The 22,668-nt window shown below is 71.4% G+C and carries 17 protein-coding genes and 1 pseudogene; 7 read left to right on the top strand and 11 right to left on the bottom strand.

The genetic code is table 11. The features are described from left to right. Positions 1–324 precede the first annotated feature (324 nt). From cas6 to ACFYW8_RS24845, 8 genes are all read right to left on the bottom strand, one after another. Positions 325–1,143, bottom strand: coding sequence for a CRISPR system precrRNA processing endoribonuclease RAMP protein Cas6 (gene cas6, locus ACFYW8_RS24810; RefSeq protein ID WP_389080019.1), 819 nt, complete (start codon positions 1,141–1,143; stop codon positions 325–327). A gap of 32 nt (positions 1,144–1,175) precedes the next feature. Beyond that, complete coding sequence (locus ACFYW8_RS24815) at positions 1,176–2,099, bottom strand: S-4TM family putative pore-forming effector (protein ID WP_389080022.1); 924 nt, start codon at positions 2,097–2,099, stop codon at positions 1,176–1,178. Continuing rightward, a complete protein-coding gene (locus ACFYW8_RS24820) occupies positions 2,096–4,513 on the bottom strand; it encodes a TIGR03986 family CRISPR-associated RAMP protein (RefSeq protein ID WP_389080025.1) in 2,418 nt (805 codons plus the stop codon). Before ACFYW8_RS24820 ends, ACFYW8_RS24815 begins: the two co-directional genes overlap by 4 nt. Further along, positions 4,506–5,123, bottom strand: coding sequence for a CRISPR-associated protein Csx19 (gene csx19 / locus ACFYW8_RS24825; protein ID WP_389080029.1), 618 nt, complete (start codon positions 5,121–5,123; stop codon positions 4,506–4,508). Before csx19 ends, ACFYW8_RS24820 begins: the two co-directional genes overlap by 8 nt. Further along, complete coding sequence (locus tag ACFYW8_RS24830; RefSeq protein ID WP_389080032.1) at positions 5,120–6,745, bottom strand: RAMP superfamily CRISPR-associated protein; 1,626 nt, start codon at positions 6,743–6,745, stop codon at positions 5,120–5,122. The genes csx19 and ACFYW8_RS24830 overlap by 4 nt, the downstream gene beginning before the upstream one ends. After that, entirely contained in the window at positions 6,742–9,147 is a 2,406-nt protein-coding gene (locus tag ACFYW8_RS24835) for an RAMP superfamily CRISPR-associated protein (RefSeq protein WP_389080035.1), read from the bottom strand. The genes ACFYW8_RS24830 and ACFYW8_RS24835 overlap by 4 nt, the downstream gene beginning before the upstream one ends. After that, positions 9,147–10,805, bottom strand: coding sequence for a hypothetical protein (locus tag ACFYW8_RS24840; protein WP_389080038.1), 1,659 nt, complete (start codon positions 10,803–10,805; stop codon positions 9,147–9,149). Before ACFYW8_RS24840 ends, ACFYW8_RS24835 begins: the two co-directional genes overlap by 1 nt. A 1,420-nt stretch (positions 10,806–12,225) precedes the next feature. Then, positions 12,226–12,900, bottom strand: coding sequence for an ATP-binding protein (locus ACFYW8_RS24845; RefSeq protein ID WP_389080040.1), 675 nt, complete (start codon positions 12,898–12,900; stop codon positions 12,226–12,228). A gap of 144 nt (positions 12,901–13,044) precedes the next feature. Between ACFYW8_RS24845 and ACFYW8_RS24850 the strand changes: the two genes are divergently transcribed. Then, positions 13,045–13,866, top strand: a complete 822-nt coding sequence (locus ACFYW8_RS24850) for an SDR family NAD(P)-dependent oxidoreductase (RefSeq protein ID WP_389080043.1) — start codon at positions 13,045–13,047, stop codon at positions 13,864–13,866. A gap of 73 nt (positions 13,867–13,939) precedes the next feature. Here ACFYW8_RS24850 and ACFYW8_RS24855 read toward each other — a convergent pair whose 3' ends face one another. Further along, positions 13,940–15,349, bottom strand: coding sequence for a hypothetical protein (locus ACFYW8_RS24855; RefSeq protein WP_389080046.1), 1,410 nt, complete (start codon positions 15,347–15,349; stop codon positions 13,940–13,942). Positions 15,350–15,603: 254 nt separating this feature from the next. Between ACFYW8_RS24855 and ACFYW8_RS24860 the strand changes: the two genes are divergently transcribed. The 3 genes from ACFYW8_RS24860 to ACFYW8_RS24870 all read left to right on the top strand — a co-directional run bounded on the left by ACFYW8_RS24860 (position 15,604) and on the right by ACFYW8_RS24870 (position 18,187). Beyond that, a complete protein-coding gene (locus ACFYW8_RS24860; RefSeq protein ID WP_389080050.1) occupies positions 15,604–16,470 on the top strand; it encodes a helix-turn-helix domain-containing protein in 867 nt (288 codons plus the stop codon). A 3-nt stretch (positions 16,471–16,473) separates the two neighbouring features. Continuing rightward, on the top strand, positions 16,474–16,710 hold the full coding sequence (locus tag ACFYW8_RS24865) for a DUF397 domain-containing protein (protein ID WP_389080053.1): 237 nt from the start codon (positions 16,474–16,476) through the stop codon (positions 16,708–16,710). A gap of 670 nt (positions 16,711–17,380) precedes the next feature. After that, the gene (locus ACFYW8_RS24870) at positions 17,381–18,187 is read left to right on the top strand and encodes an SAM-dependent methyltransferase (RefSeq protein WP_389080090.1); all 807 of its coding nucleotides are present in this window, start codon (positions 17,381–17,383) and stop codon (positions 18,185–18,187) included. An 18-nt stretch (positions 18,188–18,205) separates the two neighbouring features. Here ACFYW8_RS24870 and ACFYW8_RS24875 read toward each other — a convergent pair whose 3' ends face one another. Continuing rightward, entirely contained in the window at positions 18,206–19,603 is a 1,398-nt protein-coding gene (locus ACFYW8_RS24875; RefSeq protein WP_365882515.1) for an FAD-binding oxidoreductase, read from the bottom strand. Between the two features lie 284 nt (positions 19,604–19,887). Between ACFYW8_RS24875 and ACFYW8_RS24880 the strand changes: the two genes are divergently transcribed. Beyond that, a complete protein-coding gene (locus ACFYW8_RS24880) occupies positions 19,888–20,532 on the top strand; it encodes a VOC family protein (RefSeq protein ID WP_389080058.1) in 645 nt (214 codons plus the stop codon). Positions 20,533–20,811: 279 nt separating this feature from the next. Here the strand turns inward: ACFYW8_RS24880 and ACFYW8_RS24885 are convergent, their stop codons facing one another. Beyond that, positions 20,812–21,327: a pep a2 gene (locus ACFYW8_RS24885; protein WP_389080061.1), complete on the bottom strand. Its 516-nt coding sequence runs from the start codon at positions 21,325–21,327 to the stop codon at positions 20,812–20,814. Between the two features lie 304 nt (positions 21,328–21,631). Here ACFYW8_RS24885 and ACFYW8_RS24890 point away from each other — a divergent pair. Together ACFYW8_RS24890 and ACFYW8_RS24895 are read left to right on the top strand one after the other, a co-directional pair. Further along, positions 21,632–21,823, top strand: a pseudogene (locus ACFYW8_RS24890) (DUF5133 domain-containing protein); the annotation flags it as partial. 100 nt (positions 21,824–21,923) lie between these two features. Next, on the top strand, positions 21,924–22,668 hold a 745-nt coding region (locus ACFYW8_RS24895; protein WP_389080064.1), incomplete at its 3' end, for a maltotransferase domain-containing protein.

Consider the following 22,668-nt stretch of genomic DNA (forward strand, 5'->3'; position numbering starts at 1 on the left):
ATAAGCGGGCGCCGTTTGGGAATGGTCGGGGCTCAGGTCTGGGATCAGAGTTTCTATGCCCGTCGGGCGGGCGTCGGTCGGGAATCCGGGTACGATCCAGCAGCTTCCAACTGTGGGACGGAGAAGTTTCTATGCCCTTCGGGCGGGCGTCGATCGGGAATTCGTGTGCGCCTCAGCGTTGAGGCGTGAGCACAGGGACGTTTCTATGCCCTTCGGGCGGGCGTCGGTCGGGAATGCTTCCCTGGAATTGAGGGTCCCGACCTGGGGTGATGATGCCCGTTGCGCAGGATCGTGCGCCCGGCTTCTGCGGGATGGTGACGGGCGTCACATGCCGCTGCTTCGGCGGGGTTGACGTGCGGGAACGTGCCGCGCGGGAATTGGAGTTTCGGGGCGTGCAGCGGTGGGGGCGGTTACGGGGTGTGCGGTGGGGTGGAGGTGGACTTGGGTGTGGCCGAGGCCGTGGGTGGTCTGGGCGCCGGTGCCGGCGGTGGCGGCGAGGTGGCAGAGGGCGGGGAAGACGCGGGTTGCGGTGATCGGGGCGGAGCCGGTGAGGGTGAAGGTGGCGGTGCCTATGAAGCCGGTGCGGTGGGAGTGGGGGAAGGCGACCGGCACGGTGCGGATGTCGTGTTCGGCGATGGCGATGGACGGCAGGAGACCGTCGGTCTGCTCGTGGGAGATGGGGACGGGAGCGTAGGTGTTCCAGCGGCGGAGCAGGCCGGGGAAGAGGAGTTGGGGGTCGGGCACGGGAATCCACTTGCCGGAGCTCTTGAAGTAGGTGGCGGAGTGGAAAGTGAAGCGGGCGCGGGCGGCGGGCGGGTGGCTGAGCAGAGAGGCGTAGGGGGTGTGCTCGCGGCGGATGTCGGTGGTGGTCAGGATGTTGTGGCCGAGGCGGATGCGTTGTCCGGGGAGGTGAGTGAGATCGAGGGGGTTGCCGTCGTCGAGCCAGCCGATGCGCAGGATGCGGTGGTCGGTTGTGGAGTTGTCCTGGAAGAGGGGGGAGACGCTGAAGGGTTTGGTCTGGGCAGTGTGGTCGGAGTCGGGGTGCTCGGTGAGTGTGCAGGCCAGGCCGTTGAGTTGGACGGGAGTGACCGGGTAGGGGGAAGGGCTGGGGTGGTGGAGGCGGAGGGTCCAGGTGGTTGGCATAGGGCCTGCCTTGCGGGCGAGGTGGTGGGGCGTCAGCTGGGAGCGGGGGCGGTGGTCTGGCGGCGGAGGTCGTCGATGGACGCTCCGTGGACTGTGTGGTCGGTCGTGCGGTGGTAGCGGTAGAACCAGCCGGGAATGCGTGGTCCGGTGCAGCGCAGTTGGTAGATGGCGTCCTGGACGCGTCGGCATTCGTCGGGGTCGAGGTCTTCGCCGTCGGTGAGGCGTTGGAGGAGTTCGCGGATGTTGTCCTCGATGCGGCCCTTGGCCCCGCTGTGCTTGAGGTGGCTGAGGATGAGGTCGCCGAGGTCGAGCAGGGCGGGGGCGGTGGGGAGGAACAGCATGATGAGGAAGTCGTAGACGGACATGTTCCGTGCTATGGCCCAGGCGAGGTCGAAGAGGACGAGGACGGTGCCGCCGGCGATGAGGCAGGGCAGGTAGGCACGGTGGTTGCGCCGGCCCCACGCGACGTTTTGCAGTTGGCACAGGAGGACGTCGGCGGGCCAGGGAGTGGTGTCGTCGGTGTTGTACCAGTCCTGGTACTGGGGGCGGTGGCGGTAGGGGGCGGCTTCGGCGATGTCCTCGCGGACCCGGTCCGGGCGGCCGGCGACGGCTGCGTTCCAGGGCAGGCCGAACAGATCGGTGTCGAGGGCTTCTTGGATGTCGGCGGCGCGGGTGCTGTAGGACTGTTCGATGTAGGTGAACACGGTCCGGCCGATTACCAGCCAGGCGGCTGCGAGGGATCCGATCAGGGCTGACTGGCCGGGCCAGGCCAGGACGAGGAGCGGTGTCAGCAGGGCGAGGGCGTAGGTGCCGATGCCCCGCAGACGGCGCCATCGTGCTGCGGTGCGGTAGCGGCGGCTATAGGTGTCGAGGAGGTCGAGGGCGCGGGTCTGGTTCTGTCGCTCGGCTATGCGGTTGGGGGCTCGGGGTGCGGGGGTGGGTGGTTGTTCGGTCATCGCGCTGTGCCTCCTTTGCCCTTGCCCGCCGGGCGGTGGCCGGTGCCGCGGTGGGGCTGGCGGCCGGAGGGGTGGTTGCTGGGGTCGATGGGCAGTTGAGGGGTGTGCCAGGACGGCAGGCTCAGACGGGGGCCGCCCTTTTCGCGTTCGTTTTCGACGAACCACTCGTACGACTTTGTCTCGGGGCCCGGGTCAGCTGTGGTGCGCGGGTAGTGCACGGCGGAGCCGGGGGTGCCGCGGGCCGCTGCGCGGAAGGCGTCGAGTTCGGGGCAGGGGCCTCCTGGCCGGCCTCGCACGAGTTCCTCGAAGGCGGCAGCGAGGCGTCGGCACAGCGGGTCGGGAGGCTCCGCCGCCCGTTGCGGCGCCGGGGCGAGGGTGCGGTAGTACGTGCGCCAGTGGCCGCCGGTGCCCAGGTCGGTGCGCTCAGGGTCGATGTCGAGGCGGACGCTGCCGAAGCCGAGGGGCTTGCCGTGGCCGAGGCGGTGGAAGTGCTGCTCGGGCAGGGTCAGCAGCCAGGTGAGGGCGCCCAGTTCGGTGTCGGTGAGGTTGTCCACGTCCAGGGTGAGGCGGAAGCGGGTGCCCGGTCGGATCCAGCCGAGGACGGAGCGGTTCTGGTCGTCGCGTACGGGGTTTTTGTCTTCGCCGTCCGGGCGGCGGTATTCCGGGGTGTGTCCGCCGGGGGCGGGGTTGTCCCAGTAGCCGTCGGGGAGGGCGGCGTGGTGCCAGTACGCCTTGCGGCCTCGCGGGCCCTGCTTGCCGGTGAACCACTTGGCCTTGGGGGTGCCGGCGGGCAGGGGCTGCTGGGGGGCGTTCTGGTCGGGGGTGAGGTAGAAGCGGCCCTGCTGGGGTTTGGGGTTGCTGAGGACTGCCAGCGCGACGCCGTCGCCGGGGAACTCCTCGATCGCCTCGGAGGGGTCCGTGTCGCAGGTGACCGGGCCGATACGGAGCTGTCCCCGGTAGGCGCCGGAACCGGCTGGGTTGACCCAGCCGAAGACCCGGTCCGCCGGGGACAGCTCGTCCGGTGTGGACGCGGGCGCCAGGGTGGGGTGCAGCAGGTCTTTGGGCGGCTTGTCGAACAGGGCGCGGGAGACCGCCACCGGATACAGTCCGGTGATCTTTCCGCCTTCGACGGCGGCATAGCACAGTGTGCCGGCCTTGAGGCGGAGGTAGGCGTCGTCGTACTGGTGCGGGCTCCAGGCTGTCTTGCCCGGCTCGTGGCCGAGGAAGTCCTGCGGACGGGCGCGGCCGTTGCCGTGGGCGGCGGGGCGCTCGTTGATGTCCTGGGGACGGTGGGCCTGCCGGTAGTCGCGGATGAGGTTTTCCCACTCGGTGGCCAGGGCGGGGGTCAGCGGGTGGGGTACCGGGTCCTGGGTGCAGGTGAAGAAGATCCGCTCGTCGTGCTTGTTGCCCATGTTCTGGTTGCTGATGAACACCCAGCCGCGGATGGTCTTGCGCTCGCCCCCGGCGGTGGGGGCGGCCGAGGGCCGACAGGGAGCCGAAGCGGGCAGCGGTGTGAGTGTTCCCGGCAGGACCTGCCAGTACTGGAAGTTGTTGCTGCGGTGCCGGCGCAGCTCGACTTCGGCTTCCACGAAATCGCCGTGGACCGCAGCGCGGGCGCCGGGGCCGGAGTAGCGGATGCGTGGCTGGGGTGTGGGTTGTCCCTTCCTGTACTGCGGCAGCCAGGCCGCATGCATCACCGGTTGTCTGCCGGACTGTCCCCCGACCGGGGTGTCGCCGGGAAGGAGGACGACCTCGGTCTCGTCGTCGCTGATCCGGGCGGGCACCATGCCTTTGCTGGTGCCTACGTCCCTGCGATGGCCGAGGCGGTCACCGTGCCCGGCAAAGACCCCGAAACGGGAATTGGTGACCGCCTCGTAGGCGGCGCGGAGCATGCCCTTGACCGAGGTCGCGGGCAGGTGCGGAGAACCGTCGCGCATCAGCACCGGGTAGGTGGCGTGGCCGTTCGCGGCGTGCTGGGCCCGTGCGGTGTCGAGGAGGAGCAGCGGGGTGTTCACGGTCAGGGTGACGGCGATGCGGCCGCTCCAGCGGTCCGGGCGGATGCGGTGGTGGCCGCCGGGCCGCCGGTCGCCGAGATCACTGTTCCGGCCGGTGCGGGGGCGGGCGGGGATGAACAGGTAGGGGTTGACGAACTCCTCGGAGCCGGCCGGGGGCCGGGCGGCGGGCTTCGGCCGCCGTTGGGGGCCGGCAGCACCGTGCGGGCGGACGTTCTTCGGCTGCCCGTTGGGCCAGTCGTAGTCGACGCGCAGGCCGTCCAGGTGGGCACTGGCCTGGGGGCCGAGCTCGGGGCCGAGCATCGCGTCCTTGACGCGGTACGGGCGGCTCGCTCCGTCCCCGTCGACGAAGAGCTGGGCCTTGGCGCTGTCCCAGCGCAGTTGTCCGCTGCGGTCAGCCATGGGGCTTCCCCCTCCGTTCGGGGCGGGCCGCTTCCAGGTACAGGAGACGTTCCTCGCAGATGTAGGCGTTGCCGTGCCGGGGTTCGGTGGCCACGTACTCGCGGGCGACGAGCTGCATCCGTTCGTCCGGCGCGGGGCGCGGCGCCGGGACGCGCAGCGTGCCGATGCGCGGGGTGTGAAGAGCGGTCCAGCCGTCCGGGGCCGGATCGTGGTCCACGGGGCGGCCCCACAGCAGGTAGCGGGCCTCGATGATGTCGACGGCCTCCAGTGCGGCGACGTCCTCGCTGAAGGGATCGGCGGGCAGGAGGGCCGGGTTCTCGGCCAGCAGGACGGCCCGGCCGGATCCTGGAGCGGTGGCGGTCCAGCGCAGTTCGGCGTCCGGGACGAAGACGCGGGCCTCGAACACCTCGCCCAGGTGCGCATCGGCGTCGGCAGTAGCGCAGCGGCCGTCGTCGCGCACGGTGGCGATGACGAACGTGTCCGGTGTGGAGAGCAGGGCGACGGCCCCGGCGAGAGGGGCACGTGCGAGCGCGTCGTGGAGGCCGATGCCGTCGGCAGCCCGGCAGTACAGCTGTACAGAGGTCCGTGTCCCGTGGGTGTCGGTAATCATGCGGGGCTCCCGTCGAGGTAGCGGCACCACTGCTCGGTCAGGTCGGCCGCTTCGGGGCCGGCCAGATACTCCTGAAGCGCGACGGGGTCGTCGTGGCCGGGCAGGGTCAGGGTGACGGCGTCCACGGTGATGTTGCCCATGCCCCGGTTGGTGCCCCAGCCCAGCGGGATCCGTCCGGCGGTCAGGTCGCGCAGTACCAGCAGCAGCAAGGCCGTTGCCGCTGCGCCGGTCTCGCCGTGGGCGTCCAGGCGGGCCTGGTCGATGGTGAGGGTGAGGGGTTCCCAGGTGATGCCGTGGGGTTCCAGGACGCTGAAGAGCCGTCCTTCGGCGGCGCCGCCGGTCCACCGGTCGATGGCCACATGGTCGGCTCTGGCGAACCCGTGGTCGCTGAGGGACTCCAGCGCCGTGTCAGCGTCGGCTTCCTGTTCGCCGCCGGGGCCGCCGAACAGGACCTGCCAGAGCGTCTCGGGCAGGGCTGCGTCGGAGAAGCAGTCGTCCACGGTCAGTGCGCCGGCTCCCCGCCGGTCGGCGTGCTGGGCGTTCCGTGCGGCGGGTGCGGCGCCGAACAGGGCTCGCACGGCGGCCAGTTCGTCGAGCTGTCGGCGGAAGGCCGCGCTCCGCTCAACCGGGTCGCCGTCGGCGGACGAGGGGACGTCCACCTGGCGGACGGTGCGCTCGATGCGTTCGGCCTGCGCGCGCAGCCGGCCCTTCAGGGCGCTGCCGGGCAGGCAGAGCGCGACCTTCCCGGGCCGGGTCGCGCTGGTGTAGGGGATGGCGTCGGCCAGGACGCCGTCAACGGCGGAGCGCACCATCAGCGGCGCTGTGGGATGCCAGTCGACCCGCACCGTGAACTGCTCCAGCGGTGGCCCGCCGCTCAGCGCGCCGTCCTCGCCGGCCAGGTCCCAGCCGGTGACCGGGCCGCCGTGGCCGAGGGCGGCGACCAGCCCGGCCGGGGTGGTCAGATCGTGCTCGTCGACGACGGTCTGTCCGGTGAGCAGTTCGACGCGGCCCAGGCCGCGGGTCTTGGCGGCGCCCAGCCGGACCTGCCCGTGCCGCAGCGCGCGCAGCAGGAGCCGAAGATGCTCCGCGTCCGCTGCGGCCTGCCCCCCTGCAGCGGCGTCGGCGGCGGATTCCAGGTCCATCTCCAGCCGCAGGTAGGTGCCGCGGGGCACGACGACCCGGCCGTGCAGGAACCCGTGGGCCGCGGCGCCGGTGACCCGGTCGATGCCGACGGACAGACGGCTGTCCAGCCGGGTCGCCTCCAGCGTCCGGTCAGGTATCCCGTCCTCGTCCAGCCCGGTGCCCTCGGCGAGAAGAGCATCGCGTACGAGAAGCCTGCTGACCGAACCTTCCTGCCCCTTCGGCTCCATCCACCCCCACAGGTCCCGCAGGTGTTCCTCGTCCACGCCGGGCAGGCGTGCGGCCACCGCACGCAGCGCCCCGGCCAGGCCGGTGCCCGGAACGTAGGGGCGGCCCAGACCATCGACGGCGACGGTGAGCAGCCCAGCCGGGCCCTGGCCTGCTGCGCCGGTGTGCAGGGGGCTGAGGGTTCGCAGCCAGCCGCGGACCCGCAGCCTGCGCGCGACTGCCCGCCCCCGGCGCTCCGGTGCCGCGCTCGTCATCGTGTCTCCCGGTCGCGGGCGTAAGCGGTCAGGCAGTCCTCAACCACGGCACGCACCGCCTGCGCCCACATCTCGTTGCGCATGTCGGCGGCGGGCAGGGGGCCGGTGGTCAGTGTGTCTTCCGGCAGATCCAGCAGGCCCCAGACGGTGTCCTGTCCGGTGAGGAGCCGTCGCAGCTGGTCACGTACGGCCTCGGGCCAGGCCTGCCGCCTGATCTCGGTCGTCGTCAGCCGGTCCAGCCAGGCCTGTGCCCGCGGATCTTGCGGGCTGGTCAGCTGGTGCAGCAGGGTGCGCAGGGCGCCGAGCTGCGAGAGCGGCACCTGGTCATGTCCCGCGCCCAGGACCCTGTCACGGCCGTCCGGGCCGGCGGCCAGGGCCTCGCTGGTGCGGTGGATCTCCTGCCGCCAGGCCGCTCTCACCATCGTCTCCAGCGATGCGGCAGCGGCGGCGCGGTCCGCTGCCGCGTCCGTGTCGTCCTCCCCGTCCTCGGCGCCGGACGCCTCGGACGGCGGCGCGGCGAACGGCGCCGGCACGTCGGCGGGGTTGTGCGCGGCGGCGGCGCCGGACAGGGCTGTGGACAGCAGCGGGTCGCCGATCAGGACCTGGCCGAAGCCCTCGGCGCGGCGCAAGCCGATCCCGGTGATCTCCACACGCGCCACCGCCCGCGGATCGAGGTCCCCCGCGGTCACGTCGAACTGCAGGCAGCTGCCCGCTTTCAGGCCCAGCAGACTGTGGCGGGGCAGGCCCCAGCGCCGGTGCCACGGATCGTGCCGGCGCACCCCGGCGGCCTGCGCCGCCCGTCCGTCAGATGGGTGCGCCGAGGGTGCGAGCCGCACGCCCAGGGCCCGGCCCAAAACCTCGGCCAGGTCGGCGGGGTCGGTGCTCGGGCGCAGCCGGGCGTCGTACACCAGTACGTCCGACAGCAGCCACACCCTCAGCGGCCCGTCCAGGTCCGCCTCCCGCAGGGGTGCTGCCGCCTCGGTGGCTGTCACCCGCACCCGTCCGTAGCCGTCCTTGCGGGACCGCCCAAGCCGCCATCCTCCCGCCAGCCGCCCCGTCCAGCCGTCCGGCAGGACACCGGCCGGGACGCGTACCTGCGCGCGCAGCACCGTGCCCTCGGCGATGGCCTGGTAGGTGTACAGCCCGCCGACCCGTTCGGTGGGCCGCTGCACAGGGTCGTCGACGGTGTTGTGGGTGTGCTCGCTGCGCGCAGCCTCTCGCACCCGTACGGCCGTGGCCGCCCCCTGGTCGTGGGCGCCGACGTGACCGCCGTCGAACGGCTCGCCGGCGAAGCCGGGTCCGGGCTGTTCCGCCATCAGGTTCCGCTGGTCGAACGGGTCGTCCTTGGCGTGCAGCAGCGCCATCGGGACGGGTCGGCCGCACCGGCTGTCGATCTCGGGCAGCGCGTTGGTCACGACCAGCCGCCCCTCGCGGGCCGCTGCGGTGGCCGCGGGTGAGCCGATCCGCTCCAGGACCGCGGGCAGCAGCATCCAGCCGGGCACGTGGTCCAGGCTGCGGACCGCGTTGCCCACGGTCCGCTCGTGCGCCACCACCGGCTGCTCCAGCACCAGCCGCAGATCGGCGATCTCCCACTCCCGGTCGCGTTCACCGCCGGGCTCGTGGCCGGAACCTGCGGCCCTCGGCTCGGCGGGTGGGAGCGGGCCGGGGGTAGGATCCTGCGCCCGGCCGGGGACCGCCGGTGCGGGCGGGCCGCTCTTCAGCCACTCCCAGTCGGGCTCCAGGTGCGGCGCTTCCAGCCGGCAGCGGCCCGCGCCGCGGCGCCGCTTGCCGCCCAGCCCCTCCACCAGGCCCGCGCCCGCCGCCAGCAGCGCCCGGACCGCCGTCTGCTGCCCGGCGTCCAGCCCGGCGAAGCCCGGCAGCGACACCCGCGCGGACAGCACCGCGCCCAATCGGCCCATCTCTTCCAACCGCAGCATCCCCCGCTCCGCCGCACCGGTAGCCGGGTCGATCTTCACTCCTGGCTTGAGGAAGACCGCCGACGCCTTCAGCAACGGCCGTTCGCCGAGTGCCGCTACGACTGCGGGCGGATAGTGGGCGGCCCCCACCAACAGCGCGGCCGGGCGCGGCCCCCGCCCGCCGCCGGCGGAGAGCACACCGCGCTCCTCCAGGGCGGGCTGGCTGCCGAACAGGTACTCCACCCACGCCTGCCACGACCCCACCGCGTGCCCGCTCCCACCGTCCTGTGCCCCCCGGTCCGGGCCGTCCAGGGCGGCAGCTGCGATCTCGCAGGCGTCCCGCCACACCCCGGTGACCGACTTGGCCGGCACGTACGGCAGGCCGGACCGGTCCCGCTGCACGGCACGGTCGACCATGCCGTGCACGCCTGAACCCGTACCCACATGCCAGTCGCTGAGCATCACCAGACGGACCGTCAGCTCCATCACCGACCGCCTCCCGAAGGCAGGAAGGGTTCCGCGGCCATCGCGTCCAGCAGCCCCGTCACCCGCCGCCCGGACGGCTCCGCCCAGAACAGGCTGCACCCCTCACCGGTCAGCTCGCCCAGCCCCCGCTCCCCGAACCGCGGCAGCAGATTGGCCAGCCGCGCATCCGCCACCCCCGGCCCCGCGAACAAACCTTCCCGCAGATCGTGCAGCTGCGACATGGGCAGCCGGCGCTCCCCGTCCTCACCCTGGGCCCGCAGGGCCTCAACCCGCGCCAGCAGGTCCGTCCACCTGCGGCCCCTGACCCACCCGTTATCGTCCGGCACCTCGTCGCTCACCACATAGGGCTGGGCCACCAAAGCCGCCCACCCTCCCTCCTCCCCGTCCGGCCCGCCCGTCTGCGTGCCGGCCCGGATCCTCCCCAGATCCGCCCCCGAACTGTCGTACAGCACATGGAACGCCAGCCCCGAGCACGGTATCCCCGGGACCTCCCGCTTCACCTGCTTCGCCTCCCGCAACAGCCCGTAGGCCAGGCCCCCCGCCGCGGCGAACGGAAAGTGCGCCTTCACGATCACCACCCCCGCCGACGCCGCCACCCACCCCGCCCCGCCCCGGTTCCCCAGCGCCCCCGTGACGGCCTCGCACGCCCCTGTCAGCCGCTCGTACGCCGCCAGATACGCCCGTGCGAACGGCAGCGCCCACGCGCCCTCGCACACCGCGATCACATCGTCACCCCCCAGGATCAGCGGCAGCACCGGCGCCGCCTCCCGCTCCCCCTTTCCGGCCCCGCCCGCCCGGCCACGCCCGCCGCTCCGGCTCGCCCCCAGGGCCGTCACCTCACCGACCGCCTGCGCGAACGCCTCCTGCGCACACGCCTGCAACCCCACCTGGAACGCCCGCAGCGCGTCCGCGTACAGGCGGTTTCCCGGCCCGGGCAGACAAGCGGCGAAATCCTGGAACACCCGCCCCAGCCCGTTGCCGTCGACATACACCACACCCACCCACTCGGCCCGCTCACTCAGCCGCTCCACCACCCCGCCCAGCCGCGCCGGCGTGGTACCCGCCAGCGACGCCAGACGGTTCAGCCCCTCACCCTCACCCGTCCTGCCGTACGCCAGCCACTTCGCCCGGCTCTCCGCCGACCGCGGCTCAAACCCCCGCTCCCCACCGCCCGGCTGCTCCACCAGAGCCTGCGCCGGAAGCCCCGTCGACGCGCACTCGTCCACCACCGGCAACCGCAGAAACCGGGCATCCACCGACGGCCGCTCCATCCGCGCCCGCCCCAACTCCGCGCCCCCGCGCACGCACGCCTCGTGCAACGCACCATCGGCATCCCAGTCGAACGCCTCACCCACCACCCCGTACACATCCAGCCCCGGCGCCTGCCGCAACGCCGACAACGTCACCGCCGTCACCAAACGCCGCGCCAACTCCCCCTCACGCACCAGCACCCGCACCGCACCCGCCCCCGCGGACAGCAGCTCAACCGGACGGTCCTCGATCCGCCACTCCTCGACGAACCCCCCGCACAACTCCTCCAGCGCCGCACGCACCCACACCCGGTCCAGATACGTGATCAGCTCCGACGCCCCGGCGATCTCACGCCGCTTGCCCGTCACGAACATGAAACGCGTGATGTTCCACGCCTCGAACGACACCAGCCGAACCCGCACCGGCACCCCGCCCCCTCCAGCAGAAGCCGCCCCCACAGCCGCCCTTAACCGGACACACCCGAACAACCACGCACCGTCACGGCAGCCGCCGGGGTTGAAACCCTACGACCCCTTTCCTCCCCATCACCCCAAAATCCCCAAACCGGCCCACCCCTACCCCAAACTCACCGCCCGACCCATCGTGCGCAGACGCCCACGCACACCGAGAAGCTCACCGACACACGAAGAGACCGCCGGACAACGACACAGACGGCCCGAACACCTCGGCACATCACTTCGGCCACCAGCCGCGAGCCAGACAACCGCACTGGCGTTCGCCCGGCCGTGGATGGGCCTGTACGGAACCCCGAGGGCAGCAGCGCGAGCAGCACAGGGGATGTGGGCTACCGGCCTCCCTCTGCTATGCGCGGGACATGACCTTCCATGAAGACGCTCCCCGTAACCGTGCCAGCCACGGACCGCGGAACATGCCCACGTTGAAATCGGTCGCCATGAAGCTCCTTCGCAGGATGGGAGGTTCGATCACCGACTCATGTCGGCAGCTCGCCGCGCCGCACACCGCCCCACTCGATCTCTTCAGCATCCCCCTGCACCTAGAAATTCATCGCCGAAATCCGACTTTATAAAAACCCTGCCGCCGATAGCGGGATACCATCGATAGCGGTCAGCTTCCATGCCCTTCAGATAGGCATTGTCCTGAAATGCTCGCACATTTTACAAGGGCTATAATGAGACCCCTACGTTTCTATGCCCTTGGGGCGGGCGTTGTTATGAAATCGGGGTGCAACTTCGATGAGTCCGGGAGCCTGGTGAAGCGGTTTCTATGCCCTTGGGTGGGCGTTGTTATGAAATCTCACCGTCCAGACCGACCGCATCGAGCTCGTTTCCATGCCCTTGGGGTGGGCGTTGTCATGAAATCCTTCCCGGTTTTCACCCTGGTTGACCTGCGGTGATTCTGTCCGTTGCGCAGGATCGCGGTGCGGGGCCGGTTTCGGGTCGTGGTGTGGGTCACATGGGTGCGGGCCAGGTGGTGTGAGCTGCGGAAACGGCTCGCGCAGGAGGTGGCCTCCCGGAGGTGGTTCGGCGAAGTGCGGTTACGGGCTGGTCAGGACCTTGCGGCGGCCGGCAGGCGTGCCGCAGGCGGTTCCACCGTAGCGGCCCGAGGATCCAGAAGTCAGCGCGTTCTCCGACGCGGCGGCTGCCCAGCGACGAGGCCGTTGAACAGACAAGGCTGGGCAGCGGGCAGAGCGTGGAGTCTCCGCCGCCTGCCAGACACCGCCGGCACGGCCAAGAACGACGAGGGCTGGAGGCCGAAGCATCACGGCAAGCCTTCAGCCACGGGGAGCGACGACCAAGGCGACGCATTCGGCGGGATCGAGTATTGCTCGCCGCCAGCAGGACGACTTCACGGCGCCCCCTGAAGCACCATCGAGAACCACACCTTCTTCCCCGTGGTGCCCGGGTCGGCGGGCGCGATGCCCCAGTCGTCGGCCAGCGCGGCGACGATCGCCAGTCCGCGTCCCGACTCCTCGGTTCCGCCCGCCGTGCGCGCCGCGGGCAGTGCGGACGAGCGGTCGGCGACGGACACGCGCAGTTCGCGCGGGTCGCACTCGACGATGACGGTGACGGTGTCGCCGCGGTCCGGGCTGCCGTGTCTGAGGGCGTTGGTGAAGAGTTCGCCGGCCGCGAGCACCGCGTCCTCGGCACGCTCGGGCGGCACCCGCAGACGGGTGAGGTACTCGGCGACCATGGCCCGCACCCCGGGCACTCGCGAGGGGTGCGCCGGGACGGTGGTCCGCAGGAGGTGTGCGCCTCGTACCGGGCTCGAAGGGGTGTCCTTGGACGGCGCGGGCTCGGCGGGCAGGGGGCGCACGGGGTCCTCCGAGAGGGGCTGGGCCCCGGACGGCGGGGGCGCTGCCGGTCCGGGGGCCACGGTCGCCTCGGTGGGGTGGGAGCGGGCCGTGTGGTCCTCCGCCGTGCGCGGAGCCTGTTCCGGAACCCGCGTCTCGTGCTCCAGAGCCCGGATGTCGGGGGCCGGTGAGGCCGACGGCCCGCGGCGCGGCGCCCTGGATGCCGTCATCGGTCCTCCTTCGGGTGCAGCGCGGGGGGAGGCCGTCTCGGCGGCTGCCCGTGCAGCCAACACGTCGGGCTGCCTCGGCGACCAGGGGGTATTCGGGTTGTCCGGTTGCAAGGACGTAGTGGCGTGGGATGTATGTTCGATCTTGTGAGGAACGGGAGCGGGGGCCGGGCGACGGTGTCCCTTGACGGTGACACCGGCCGAGCCGGCCTGCGTGACAAACGGGTGCTGGTCACCGGCGGTACACGAGGACTGGGCGAGCAGATCGTGCGGCTGCTGTCCGCGGAGGGCGTGCGGGTGGCCACCTGCGCGCGCACCGCGCGGGGTCTGGAGGCGCTCGCCGCTTCGATGGGCCCCGGAGTGTTCACCCGGCCGCTCGATGTCACGACGCCCGGGGAACTGGAAGGGTTCGTCGAGGACACGGCGGAGCTCTTCGGCGGCCTGGACGGTGTGGTGGCCTGCACGGGCGGATCTCGGGGCGGCGGCTTCGAGCAGGCGGACGCGGAGGACTGGGCGGCGACCTGGGCGGTGAACGTCGGTCACGCGACCCGGCTGGTACGGGCCGCGGTGCCGCATCTGCGGGCCGCGGGCGGCGGCTCCGTCGTGGTGATTGCCTCGATCTCCGGCTGGAAGCCGGGACCGCCCGCGCAGTACTCGGTCGCGAAGTCCGCGCAGATACAGCTGGCCTCGTCGCTGGCCCGTGAGCTCGGTCCCGACGGGATCCGGGTGAACGCGGTCTCCCCCGGTTCGATGCTGATCCCCGGCAGGCGCTGGGACCGGATGCGCCGGGAGGATCCCGAGGCGTTCGCCCGTTTCGTGGCGGCGGAACTGCCGGGCGGTGCCCCGGTGGCGCCGCAGGAGGTCGCCCGGGTCGTGGCGTTCCTGCTGTCGGACTGGGCGAGCGGGATCTCCGGCGCGCACCTCCCGGTGGACCGCGCGCAGAACGCCCCCTCCCCCGAGGGGTACTGAGCCCCTCGGGGATTCGGTGGCGCCGCTCGCGGTCATGGCATCGCGCCCGGCCCTTCGGTGAGCGGCCCCCCGCTCATGCCGCCGCCCCGAGGACACCGCGGGAGCGGCGTTCGAACTCCTGCACGACGGGCTCGCCGCGGCGGGGTTCGAGGCGCCTGCGGAAGTCGCGCAGGGCCTGGACGGAGCGCTCGCTGTGCACGGCGCTGAGGGTTTCGAGTGCCAGCGTCGCGGTGCCGACCGCCTCGTCCAGGCGGTCCTGCTGGAGGTGCGCGGTCGCCAGGACGGATCGGCTGATGGCCTGGCGCCTGCGCCGGTCGGCTCCCGAGCCCAGCGACTCGCTCGCCGTGCGCTCGGCCTGGCGGGCGAGCCCCAGGTCGCGGAAGCACAGGGCGGACTCGGCCTGGAGGTAGTGGTGGTCCAGATAGCGGACCCACGGCGACTCGTGCTCGGCCCCCTTGCTCGCCGCCAGTTGCCGCTCGGCCAGCCGCAGCGCTTCGGAGGCGTCGTCCGGACGCCCCTGCGCGGCATGTCCGCGCGCCGACATGGCGTACAGCCGCATCAGGCCGAGGGGGCTGCCCGCCCCCCGCGCCGTGACGATTCCGGCGCGGGCGAGCGCGACCCCCTCGTCGGGACGGCCGAGGCTGGTGGCGAGGTGGGAGAGTCCCGCGAGTATCTGGCCGCCCAGCACCCGGTCGCGGCCCTCGGCGCACAGGCGCAGGCCCTGTGTCATGTAGCGCTGGGCGAGGCCGTACTCCCCCGCGTCGTACGAGCTCCAGCCGGCCATCGCGGCGAGGCGCGCGGCGGCCGCGTACAGCCGGTGGCGCTGCCGGGGCGGTGTGCCGCGCTGCTGGAGCATGGGGACGACCTCGGTGGACAGGTAGTGCACGATGCTGGTGCGGACTCCGCCGCCGCCGTAGTGGTTGTCCATCTGGTCGAACACGGCGATCATCGCGTGCACCTGCTCGACCGGTCCGTCACTCACCGGCAGCGTCGGGGAGACCGTGTCCCGGTGCTCCAACAGCCAGAGCAGCCACTCGCGTTGGGGATTCGACAGGGCCGCCGCGACGAAGGGGACCGCGCCGAGGAGGCTGCGGCGGGAGATGTCGGTGGAGCCCAGTTCCGCCAGTGTGTACAGGGTCTCCGCCACGTCCTCGCCGTAGACGAGCGCTCTGCTCGCGACCGGGCGCTGGGGATCGGAGTGGAAGCCGAGATCCGCGGGACCGACCGCGCGGCCGAGTCGCTCGGACAGCACGGTGGCGATCAACTCCGGCGTGCCGCCGCGTGGTTGCTGGCCCTGGAGCCACCGGGTGACCGACGCCTTGTCGTAGTGGGAGTCCGTGCCCTGACGGCGTCCCAGTTCATTGACCCGCAGGGCGAGGGAGGCGTAGGAGCAGCCGGCTTCCTTGAGCGCGGTCCCCAGCACCCGATTGCCCCCGGCGGCCCTGCCGGCGCTCCTCGCCTGTCCCTCGGTCACGGTGGCCATCCCGTATCGCCTCACATCCGCGTGCGGCTGCGCTCCGGCCGATACCTGCCGAGACTTCAATTCCTGTACGGCTGGGCGCAGTTGAGCGTGATCGTCGCCGAATGTGCGACAGGTCACTCGATCACTATGGTGGGCCGCCCACTGCCTGTGCAACCGGCGTTCTGATAATTTCAGAACGATCCGCATCGCTCTGTCACTCTCTTCGACCGCGTGGCACACTGCACGCCGAGACGGCCGTTTCCGGGAGGTAGGACGTGAGCGAGAACCGCTCCGGCGGCAGCGCGCCGACCGTCCTGCGCATGGTTCTCGGGAAGCGGCTGCGGCATCTGCGGGAACAGGCGGGCGTCTCCTTCGAGGAGGCCGCCCGTACCATCGAGGTCACGCCCCTGACGGTCCGCAGGATGGAGAAGGCCGAGGTCGGGCTCCGCATCCCGTACGTAAGGGAGTTGCTCCGCGTCTACGGGGTTCCGGCGGCGGAGGTCGACGGCTTCCTCGCCCTGGCCAGAGAGGCCAACCAGCCGGGCTGGTGGTACAAGTACCGCGACGTACTGCCGGAGTGGTTCAAGGCGTATGTGAGCCTGGAGAGCGAAGCCAGCGTCATCCGTCTCTACGAACCCCACTACGTTCCGGGCCTGTTGCAGACCCGCGGCTACGCCACCGCGCTGATGCGCGCCGGTTTCCCCAACGCGCCGGAGGAGGACATCGCCCGTCGCGTCGCCCTGCGGATGAAGCGTCAGGACCTGCTCGCCAAGCCGGAGGCCCCGGCCGTCTGGGCGATCCTCGACGAGACGGTGCTGCGCAGGCCGGTGGGCGGCCCCGAGGTGATGCGGGCCCAGTTCGACCGGCTCACCGAGGTCCTGGACATGCCGAAGGTCCGGATCCAGATCATGCCCTTCGGCGTGGGCGCCCATCCCGGCGCGTTCGGCCCGTTCCACCACTTCCGCTTCGGCTTCTCCGAACTCCCCGACATCGTCTACACGGAGAACCTGGTCGGCGCGGTCTACGTCGACCGGCGCGAAGACGTCGTCAGCTATCTCGAAGTACTGGACCGGATGTCCGTACAGGCGGAGCCGGTCGCCCGGACCAGGGCCATCCTGGGTGAACTGCGTAAGGAGTTGTGATCCATGGGATCCGTGCACAACGGCATGTCCGCGGTCGAGCTGGGAACCGAGGGCTGGCACAAGCCCTGGAGCGGCACCAACGGCGGAAGCTGCGTCGAGGCCAAACGGCTTCCCGACGGGAGCGTCGCCCTGCGCCAGTCACGGGACCCCGAGGGACCCGCGCTGATCTGCTCCCGCGACGAGATGGCCGCGTTCGTCGAAGGCGCCAAGTCCGGACAGGCCGACTTCCTGATCGCCTGACCGGAACCCGCGCCGCACCTCCGGCGAGTCCGCAACCACGCCCCCACAACCGGACAACCCGCACGCGCCCTCCCGCCGTGCGGGTTGTCCCCCCACACTGGGCGGGCCGGTCGTCCCGGAGGGAGTGGGTACGGGCATGATCCTCCACCAGGCCCTCACGCGGTGCCGGACCCTTGTCGTCGAGGGTCCCGACGGTCTCGACAGGGAACCGCTGTTCGCCGAGCTGACCCTCCATCAGTTCATGATCCGCCCCTTGCGCGGGCACCTCCAGCATGTGGACCCCACCCAGCCCTACCGCGAACTCCTGTCCACCCCCGGCCGGTTGGCCGTCGACGGTGGCCTGGTCCACGAGCTGGTCTACGGACCGCTGCGCCGCGGGCGCTCCCGGGTGACCTGGATCCAGGCGCTCGACTTCGCGGAGGCGGTGGCCGAACGCGACGGCGCGCTCGTCCACATGACGGGCGAGACGGACGACACCGAGGCGGCCCGCGCCTACGAGCGGGTGCTGCGCACCCTGGCCCAGCATGTCCCCGTTATCACCCTCGACACCGGAGGACCGGCCCGCCCCGCCCGAGCCCCCACTCGCTCGATCCATCAACTCGGCTTTTGCGTAAGCATGTTGACGATAGGTTGGAGAACCGACCGCGTGACGCACGGCAGGAGAACTCTCATGACGGACTTACCCGCCTCCGACCAGGACGCGCTCTCCAAGATCGACACCACGGTGCCGCACTCAGCTCGCATCTGGAACTACTGGATGGGCGGGAAGGACAACTACGAGGTGGACCGGGCGGCCGGCGACGCGTACCGCGAAGTGGCCCCGAACATCGAGACCATGGCCCGCGTCTCGCGCGACTACCTCATCCGTACCGTCACCTTCGTGGCCGGGGAGCTCGGCATCCGCCAGTTCCTCGACATCGGCACCGGGTTGCCGACGTACGACAACACCCACCAGGTCGCCCAGCGGGTGGCGCCCGAGTCCCGCATCGTCTACGTGGACAACGACCCGCTGGTGCTGCGTCACGCCCAGGCGCTGCTGACGAGCACGCCCGAGGGCGTCACCGACTACATCGACGCGGATCTGCGCGAGCCCGAGAAGATCATCGAGGCGGCGTCCCGGATCCTCGACTTCTCGCGGCCCGTGGCCCTGATGCTGATGGGCATCCTCGGACACATCCAGGACTACGAGGAGGCCAGGTCGATCGTCCGGCGGCTCCAGGCGGCGCTGCCCTCCGGCAGTTGCTTCGTGCACTACGACGGCACGGACACCGACGCGGCGCTCAAGGAGGCCCAGCAGGGGTACGACGACACGGGCGCTGTTCCGTACGTGCTGCGCAGCCCCGAACAGATCGGCGCGTACTACGAGGGCCTCGAACCGGTCGAGCCCGGCATCGTGTCCTGCACCCTGTGGCGTCCGGAGCCCGGTACGTCGCCCGAGCCCACAGAAGTCCACGGCGGCGTGGCCCGCAAGCCGTGAGCGAACCCGCCCTGGTTGTCAGTCGGACGTCGCCGGCTCGATGTTCTGGTTGAGGCGGAACAGGTTGCCCGGGTCGAATTCGGCCTTCACGCCGGCCAGCCGCCCGTAGTTGTCGCGGTAGCTGGCCCGTACGCGCTCCTGGCCCTCGTCCATCATCATGTTGACGTACGCGCCGCCCGCCGAGAACGGGTGGAGGGCCTCGGAGTAGTCGACGCTCCACTGCTTGACGGCATCGGCCTTGGCCGGGTCGGGGTCCACGCCGACGAAGACGGAGGCCCAGCCGGAGTTCCGGTAGCTCCAGGCGGTGTCCGCCGGGGCGTGGTCGTGCACCGCGCCGTCGATGGGGTACAGGTGCATCGTCGACTTCCATGTCGGCGCTTCGGCACCGTACTTGGCGTGCAGGGCGACGGCCTCGGCGGGGATCTCGTCGACGAAGTCCGCTCGCCAGTACCACTGGTCGCCGGGCGGGTAGACACCGTCGAACGCGGACTGGATCGCGGGGTGCGGCATCGGCGCCGGGCCGTGCAGCAGGGGTGCGGGCAAGGCGTCGAGCAGCGGTGCCATGTCCCGGGCGGCCGCGTCGGCGTCGTCCCCGACGCGGCACCACACCACACCGCAGACCTTCTTCAGGTGCATCTCCTCCGGGAACGGCGGTCCGGGCGGGACCGAGCCGTAGAGGAAGAAGCCGCCCAGTTCACGGGGTGCGTTCGGGATGAAGTCGCGGTAGGCGGCGAGGACTTCGGCGCCGAGCTCGACGGGCCAGAAGGTGGGCCCGGCGACGACCGTGCTCACCTCGTGCAGCCGGAAAAGGAACGAGGTGACGACGCCGAAGTTGCCGCCGCCTCCGCGGATCGCCCAGTAGAGACCGGGGTTCTCGTCGGCACTGGCCCGTACACGCTCACCGTTCGCCAGGACCAGGTCGGCCTCCAGCAGGTTGTCGATGGTCAGCCCGCACTTGCGGGTGAGGTGCCCGATGCCGCCGCCGAGGGTGATGCCGCCGACGCCCGTGGTGGAGATGATGCCGCTCGGTGTGGCCAGGCCGTGCGCGTTGGTGGCGCGGTCGACCTCACCCCAGACACAGCCGCCGCCGACGCGTACCGTGCGGGCGGCCGGATCGACCTCGATGTCCTTGAGCGGGGAGAGGTCGAGGACCACGCCGTCGTCACAGGTGCTCAGGCCGGCCCCGTGATGACCGCCGCCGCGCACCGCGAGCGGGAGAGCGTGTTCGCGGGCGAAGCCGATGACGAGGGCGACGTCGTCCGGGTCGGTGCAGCGCGCCACCAGGGCGGGCCGCCGGTCGATCATCGCGTTGTAGACGGCGCGGGCCTCGTCGTATCCGGGGTCCTCCGGGCCGATCAGCTGCCCTTTGAATCCGGACAGTTCCTGGCGCGCCGCTTGTACCGGTGTGATGGACATGTGCTTCCCCGTATCTGGGGACCGCCCCAGGTCCCGGCGCACGGGCCCTGGGCCGGTCCCCGCCGATGGGTCCGATGTGCCCGTTCTGGCCCGATTCATGACCAGCCTACATCCGTGGCACCCTCCCAGCGCGGCGGTCCGGGACGCCCACGTCACCCAGGCCGGGAGCCAGACCGGCCGATGACACACGGCGACAGGCCGCCTGGTGCTTACACCGAGTTCCTCACCGATGCCGACAGCGGCGTCGACAATGGGCGGACGGGTTCGAGGGATTGGGGAACGGGATGCTGACCGGGATCGTGATCGACGCGCTGGATGTCACGCGCATGGACCGCTTCTGGCTGGAGGCGACGCGGGGCCTGACGGGCGGCCTGCGGCTGCGGTTCGAGCCGGCCGCGAAGCCGAAGAGAGCACTCAAGAACCGGCTCCACCTCGACCTGGCCGGAGGGCCGGACCGGGAGGCCGAGGTGGCACGCCTGCTCTCACTCGGTGCGACGCGGGTCGACATCGGCCAGGGGGATGTCCCGTGGGACGTGCTGGCCGATCCGGAGGGCAACGAGTTCTGCGTGCTGCGTCCCGGACACCCCGGTGTACTCGCCGATTCCGGTCTCGTCGCGATCTGCCTGGACGTCGCCGAGGAGGACCGCCACGAGCAGGGGGCCTTCTGGCGGTCCCAGGCCGACTGGCACGTGGTCGAGTCCCCCGACTGGGGCGTCCGGCTGCGTCCGAGGCCCACCGGCAGGGTCTCGCTGGTGATGGGGCCGCCTGCCGCACCGAAGACGGCGCGGAACCGACTGCGGCTCGAAGTCACCCATCGCGCCGGGGAATCCGGTGAGTTCCTCGACCCCGGCGGAAACGAGTTCCACGTAACGTGCCGGCCCTCGCGGCCTTCCGTCACCCGCGAACCTCTTTCGGAAACGACGAGTTGAGCAACAGCCGTTCGGCCGACGGGTGTTCCACGACGGCCGGTCGCGCCGGTTGCACGTCCCGCGTGTCGCCGGCCGGTCCTCGGAGCCGGGTCGCGCGTAACCGTCCGGACGTCGCCGAGCGCGTCGATCAGTGCGAGATCGACGCGCTCGGCGACTTGGGCGAAGCGGGCGAAGTCGGTTCCTTCGCCGTCGCAGGTGACGCCCCGAGGGGAGAGGCGCGCGTTCCAGGCGTGCGTTCGTGATCACCGCACGAGGACCTCGGCAGGGTCCGCCGACGGGTCACCCGCGGGCGGCGACCGACTCGAACTCGTCGCGGGCGGCGGCGAGCCCGGCGTCCGGCAGCACCGCGTACCGCGGCGTCGGGCGCGCCTCGCGCAAACTGGGCGCCGGCACGGGCGGGTCCAGCGGAGCGTGTTCGGCGGCGCGCGCCCGCCACGAGAACCAGATGATCTTGCCCCCGACGTCCGTGGCGCAGCAGCCCCAGCCGTCGCTCAGGGCGGCGATCTGGGCGAGACATCCCTGCGGCGCCTTGTGCGGGCGGATGTCCTGGCTGCTGTCCGAGACGGCGGCGATGAGGTGCTGCCCGTTCCACCACATCTCGATGGTCGTGTTCTTGTCGGCGGCATGCTGCTCGATCGTGCGCAGCAGCGCTTCCGCGCAGTGGCAGACCGACTCGACGAGATTCTCCAGGTTCCAGTACCTGAGGTGCGCGGCCAGGATCCGCTTGACCTGTCCGACCCTTTCCTGGCTGAGCTCCACGTCGAGGTGGTAGTAGCAGGGGACTGCGGCTTTCATCGTCGTTGGCTCCTCACCGGCGAAGCTCTCGCTCTTCCTCGCCCCCTGCGGGACCGAGCCCCGAGTACGAAGCGTGAGCAGTTGTCGCTCCTGAGTGACCTTCAGGATGAGAGGGCTACTCCATTCGTGCAACACGAGAGCACTCCCAACATTGTTGAAGAACCAACAAGACGCTCGGTCGCAGTACGGGCACCATGAGTGAGGGTGTCGCTCCGTGACAGGGCGGCTCCGCTTCGCGTACGGCCCTCACTCGCCGGCCAGGCGAGCCGTGCGCGGTCGAGAGATCGGGAAGGTGACCAGCGTGATGCTGCTGCCTGCCAAAGCCGAGGTCGCCAGGCACCTGGAGCGCTACCGGGCGTGGGAACGTCTGCTTCTCGCGACTCCCGCCGACCGTGTGGTGCGGGGGAACTTCGAGAACACCGGTTACACCCTGTGCGTCCTCATGGGGAAGCGCTGCGCGCGGGAGGCGGCGAACGCCGCCGAGGTCTATCTGCAGGACGTTCCGGCACGGATCTGAACGACGGTCCCGAGGACCGCACCGAAAGGGCCTTTCGCGGCAACGACGATTCGGGCCCAGAACCGCGGAGGCGAGGCGCATGGACGCGAACAGGGACATCGGCCGCATACCCATCACGGATGTGCGCCCGGTCGTCGAATGCGGCAGACGGCCCGCCAAAGCGGTGGTCGGCGAGACCTTCCAGGTCACCGCCACCGTGTTCGGCGAGGGCCATGACGCGGTCGGCGCGAATGTCGTCCTGCGCGATCCGGGCGGCCGCCCCGGCCCGTGGACGCCGATGCGCGAACTGGCCCCTGGAAGCGACCGCTGGGGCGCCTTTGTCACGCCGTCGGAAATGGGCCACTGGACCTACCTGGTGGAGGCGTGGAGCGACCCGGTGACGGGGTGGCGGCGCGCCGCCGAGGTCAAGATCCCGGCCGGGACCGACATCGGTCTCGTCCTGGAGGAGGGCGCCGCACTCCACCAGCGGGCCGCCGCCGGGGTTCCCGAGGGAACCGGCCGGGACACCGTGCTGGCCGCCTCGGACGCCCTGCGCGACGACGCCCGTCCCCCGGCCGACCGGCTCGCGGCGGCCCTGGCGCCGGCGGTGAAAGCCGCTCTGGCGGAGCATCCGCTGCGTGAACGGCTCACCCGCTCCCTCCCGTTGCCGCTGCTGGTGGAGCGGGAGCGGGCGCTGTTCGGTTCCTGGTACGAGTTCTTCCCGCGCTCGGAGAGCGGTCGCAGCGGTCAGAGCGGTCCCGCGGTGCACGGGACGTTCCGGACGGCCGCCGAACGTCTGCCCGCGATCGCGGAGATGGGCTTCGACGTCGTCTACCTCCCCCCGA

It is taken from the genome of Streptomyces sp. NPDC002742 (assembly GCF_042888885.1).
GTDB lineage: Bacteria > Actinomycetota > Actinomycetes > Streptomycetales > Streptomycetaceae > Streptomyces.

What these genes read in the sequence shown, in the direction of transcription:
- cas6 (WP_389080019.1), bottom strand. Translation starts at nt 1,143, where the DNA reads ATGCCAACCACCTGGACCCTCCGCCTCCACCACCCCAGCCCTTCCCCC.
- ACFYW8_RS24815 (WP_389080022.1), bottom strand. Translation starts at nt 2,099, where the DNA reads ATGACCGAACAACCACCCACCCCCGCACCCCGAGCCCCCAACCGCATA.
- ACFYW8_RS24820 (WP_389080025.1), bottom strand. Translation starts at nt 4,513, where the DNA reads ATGGCTGACCGCAGCGGACAACTGCGCTGGGACAGCGCCAAGGCCCAG.
- csx19 (WP_389080029.1), bottom strand. Translation starts at nt 5,123, where the DNA reads ATGATTACCGACACCCACGGGACACGGACCTCTGTACAGCTGTACTGC.
- ACFYW8_RS24830 (WP_389080032.1), bottom strand. Translation starts at nt 6,745, where the DNA reads ATGACGAGCGCGGCACCGGAGCGCCGGGGGCGGGCAGTCGCGCGCAGG.
- ACFYW8_RS24835 (WP_389080035.1), bottom strand. Translation starts at nt 9,147, where the DNA reads ATGGAGCTGACGGTCCGTCTGGTGATGCTCAGCGACTGGCATGTGGGT.
- ACFYW8_RS24845 (WP_389080040.1), bottom strand. Translation starts at nt 12,900, where the DNA reads ATGACGGCATCCAGGGCGCCGCGCCGCGGGCCGTCGGCCTCACCGGCC.
- ACFYW8_RS24855 (WP_389080046.1), bottom strand. Translation starts at nt 15,349, where the DNA reads ATGGCCACCGTGACCGAGGGACAGGCGAGGAGCGCCGGCAGGGCCGCC.
- ACFYW8_RS24865 (WP_389080053.1), top strand. Translation starts at nt 16,474, where the DNA reads ATGGGATCCGTGCACAACGGCATGTCCGCGGTCGAGCTGGGAACCGAG.
- ACFYW8_RS24870 (WP_389080090.1), top strand. Translation starts at nt 17,381, where the DNA reads ATGACGGACTTACCCGCCTCCGACCAGGACGCGCTCTCCAAGATCGAC.
- ACFYW8_RS24875 (WP_365882515.1), bottom strand. Translation starts at nt 19,603, where the DNA reads ATGTCCATCACACCGGTACAAGCGGCGCGCCAGGAACTGTCCGGATTC.
- ACFYW8_RS24880 (WP_389080058.1), top strand. Translation starts at nt 19,888, where the DNA reads ATGCTGACCGGGATCGTGATCGACGCGCTGGATGTCACGCGCATGGAC.
- ACFYW8_RS24885 (WP_389080061.1), bottom strand. Translation starts at nt 21,327, where the DNA reads ATGAAAGCCGCAGTCCCCTGCTACTACCACCTCGACGTGGAGCTCAGC.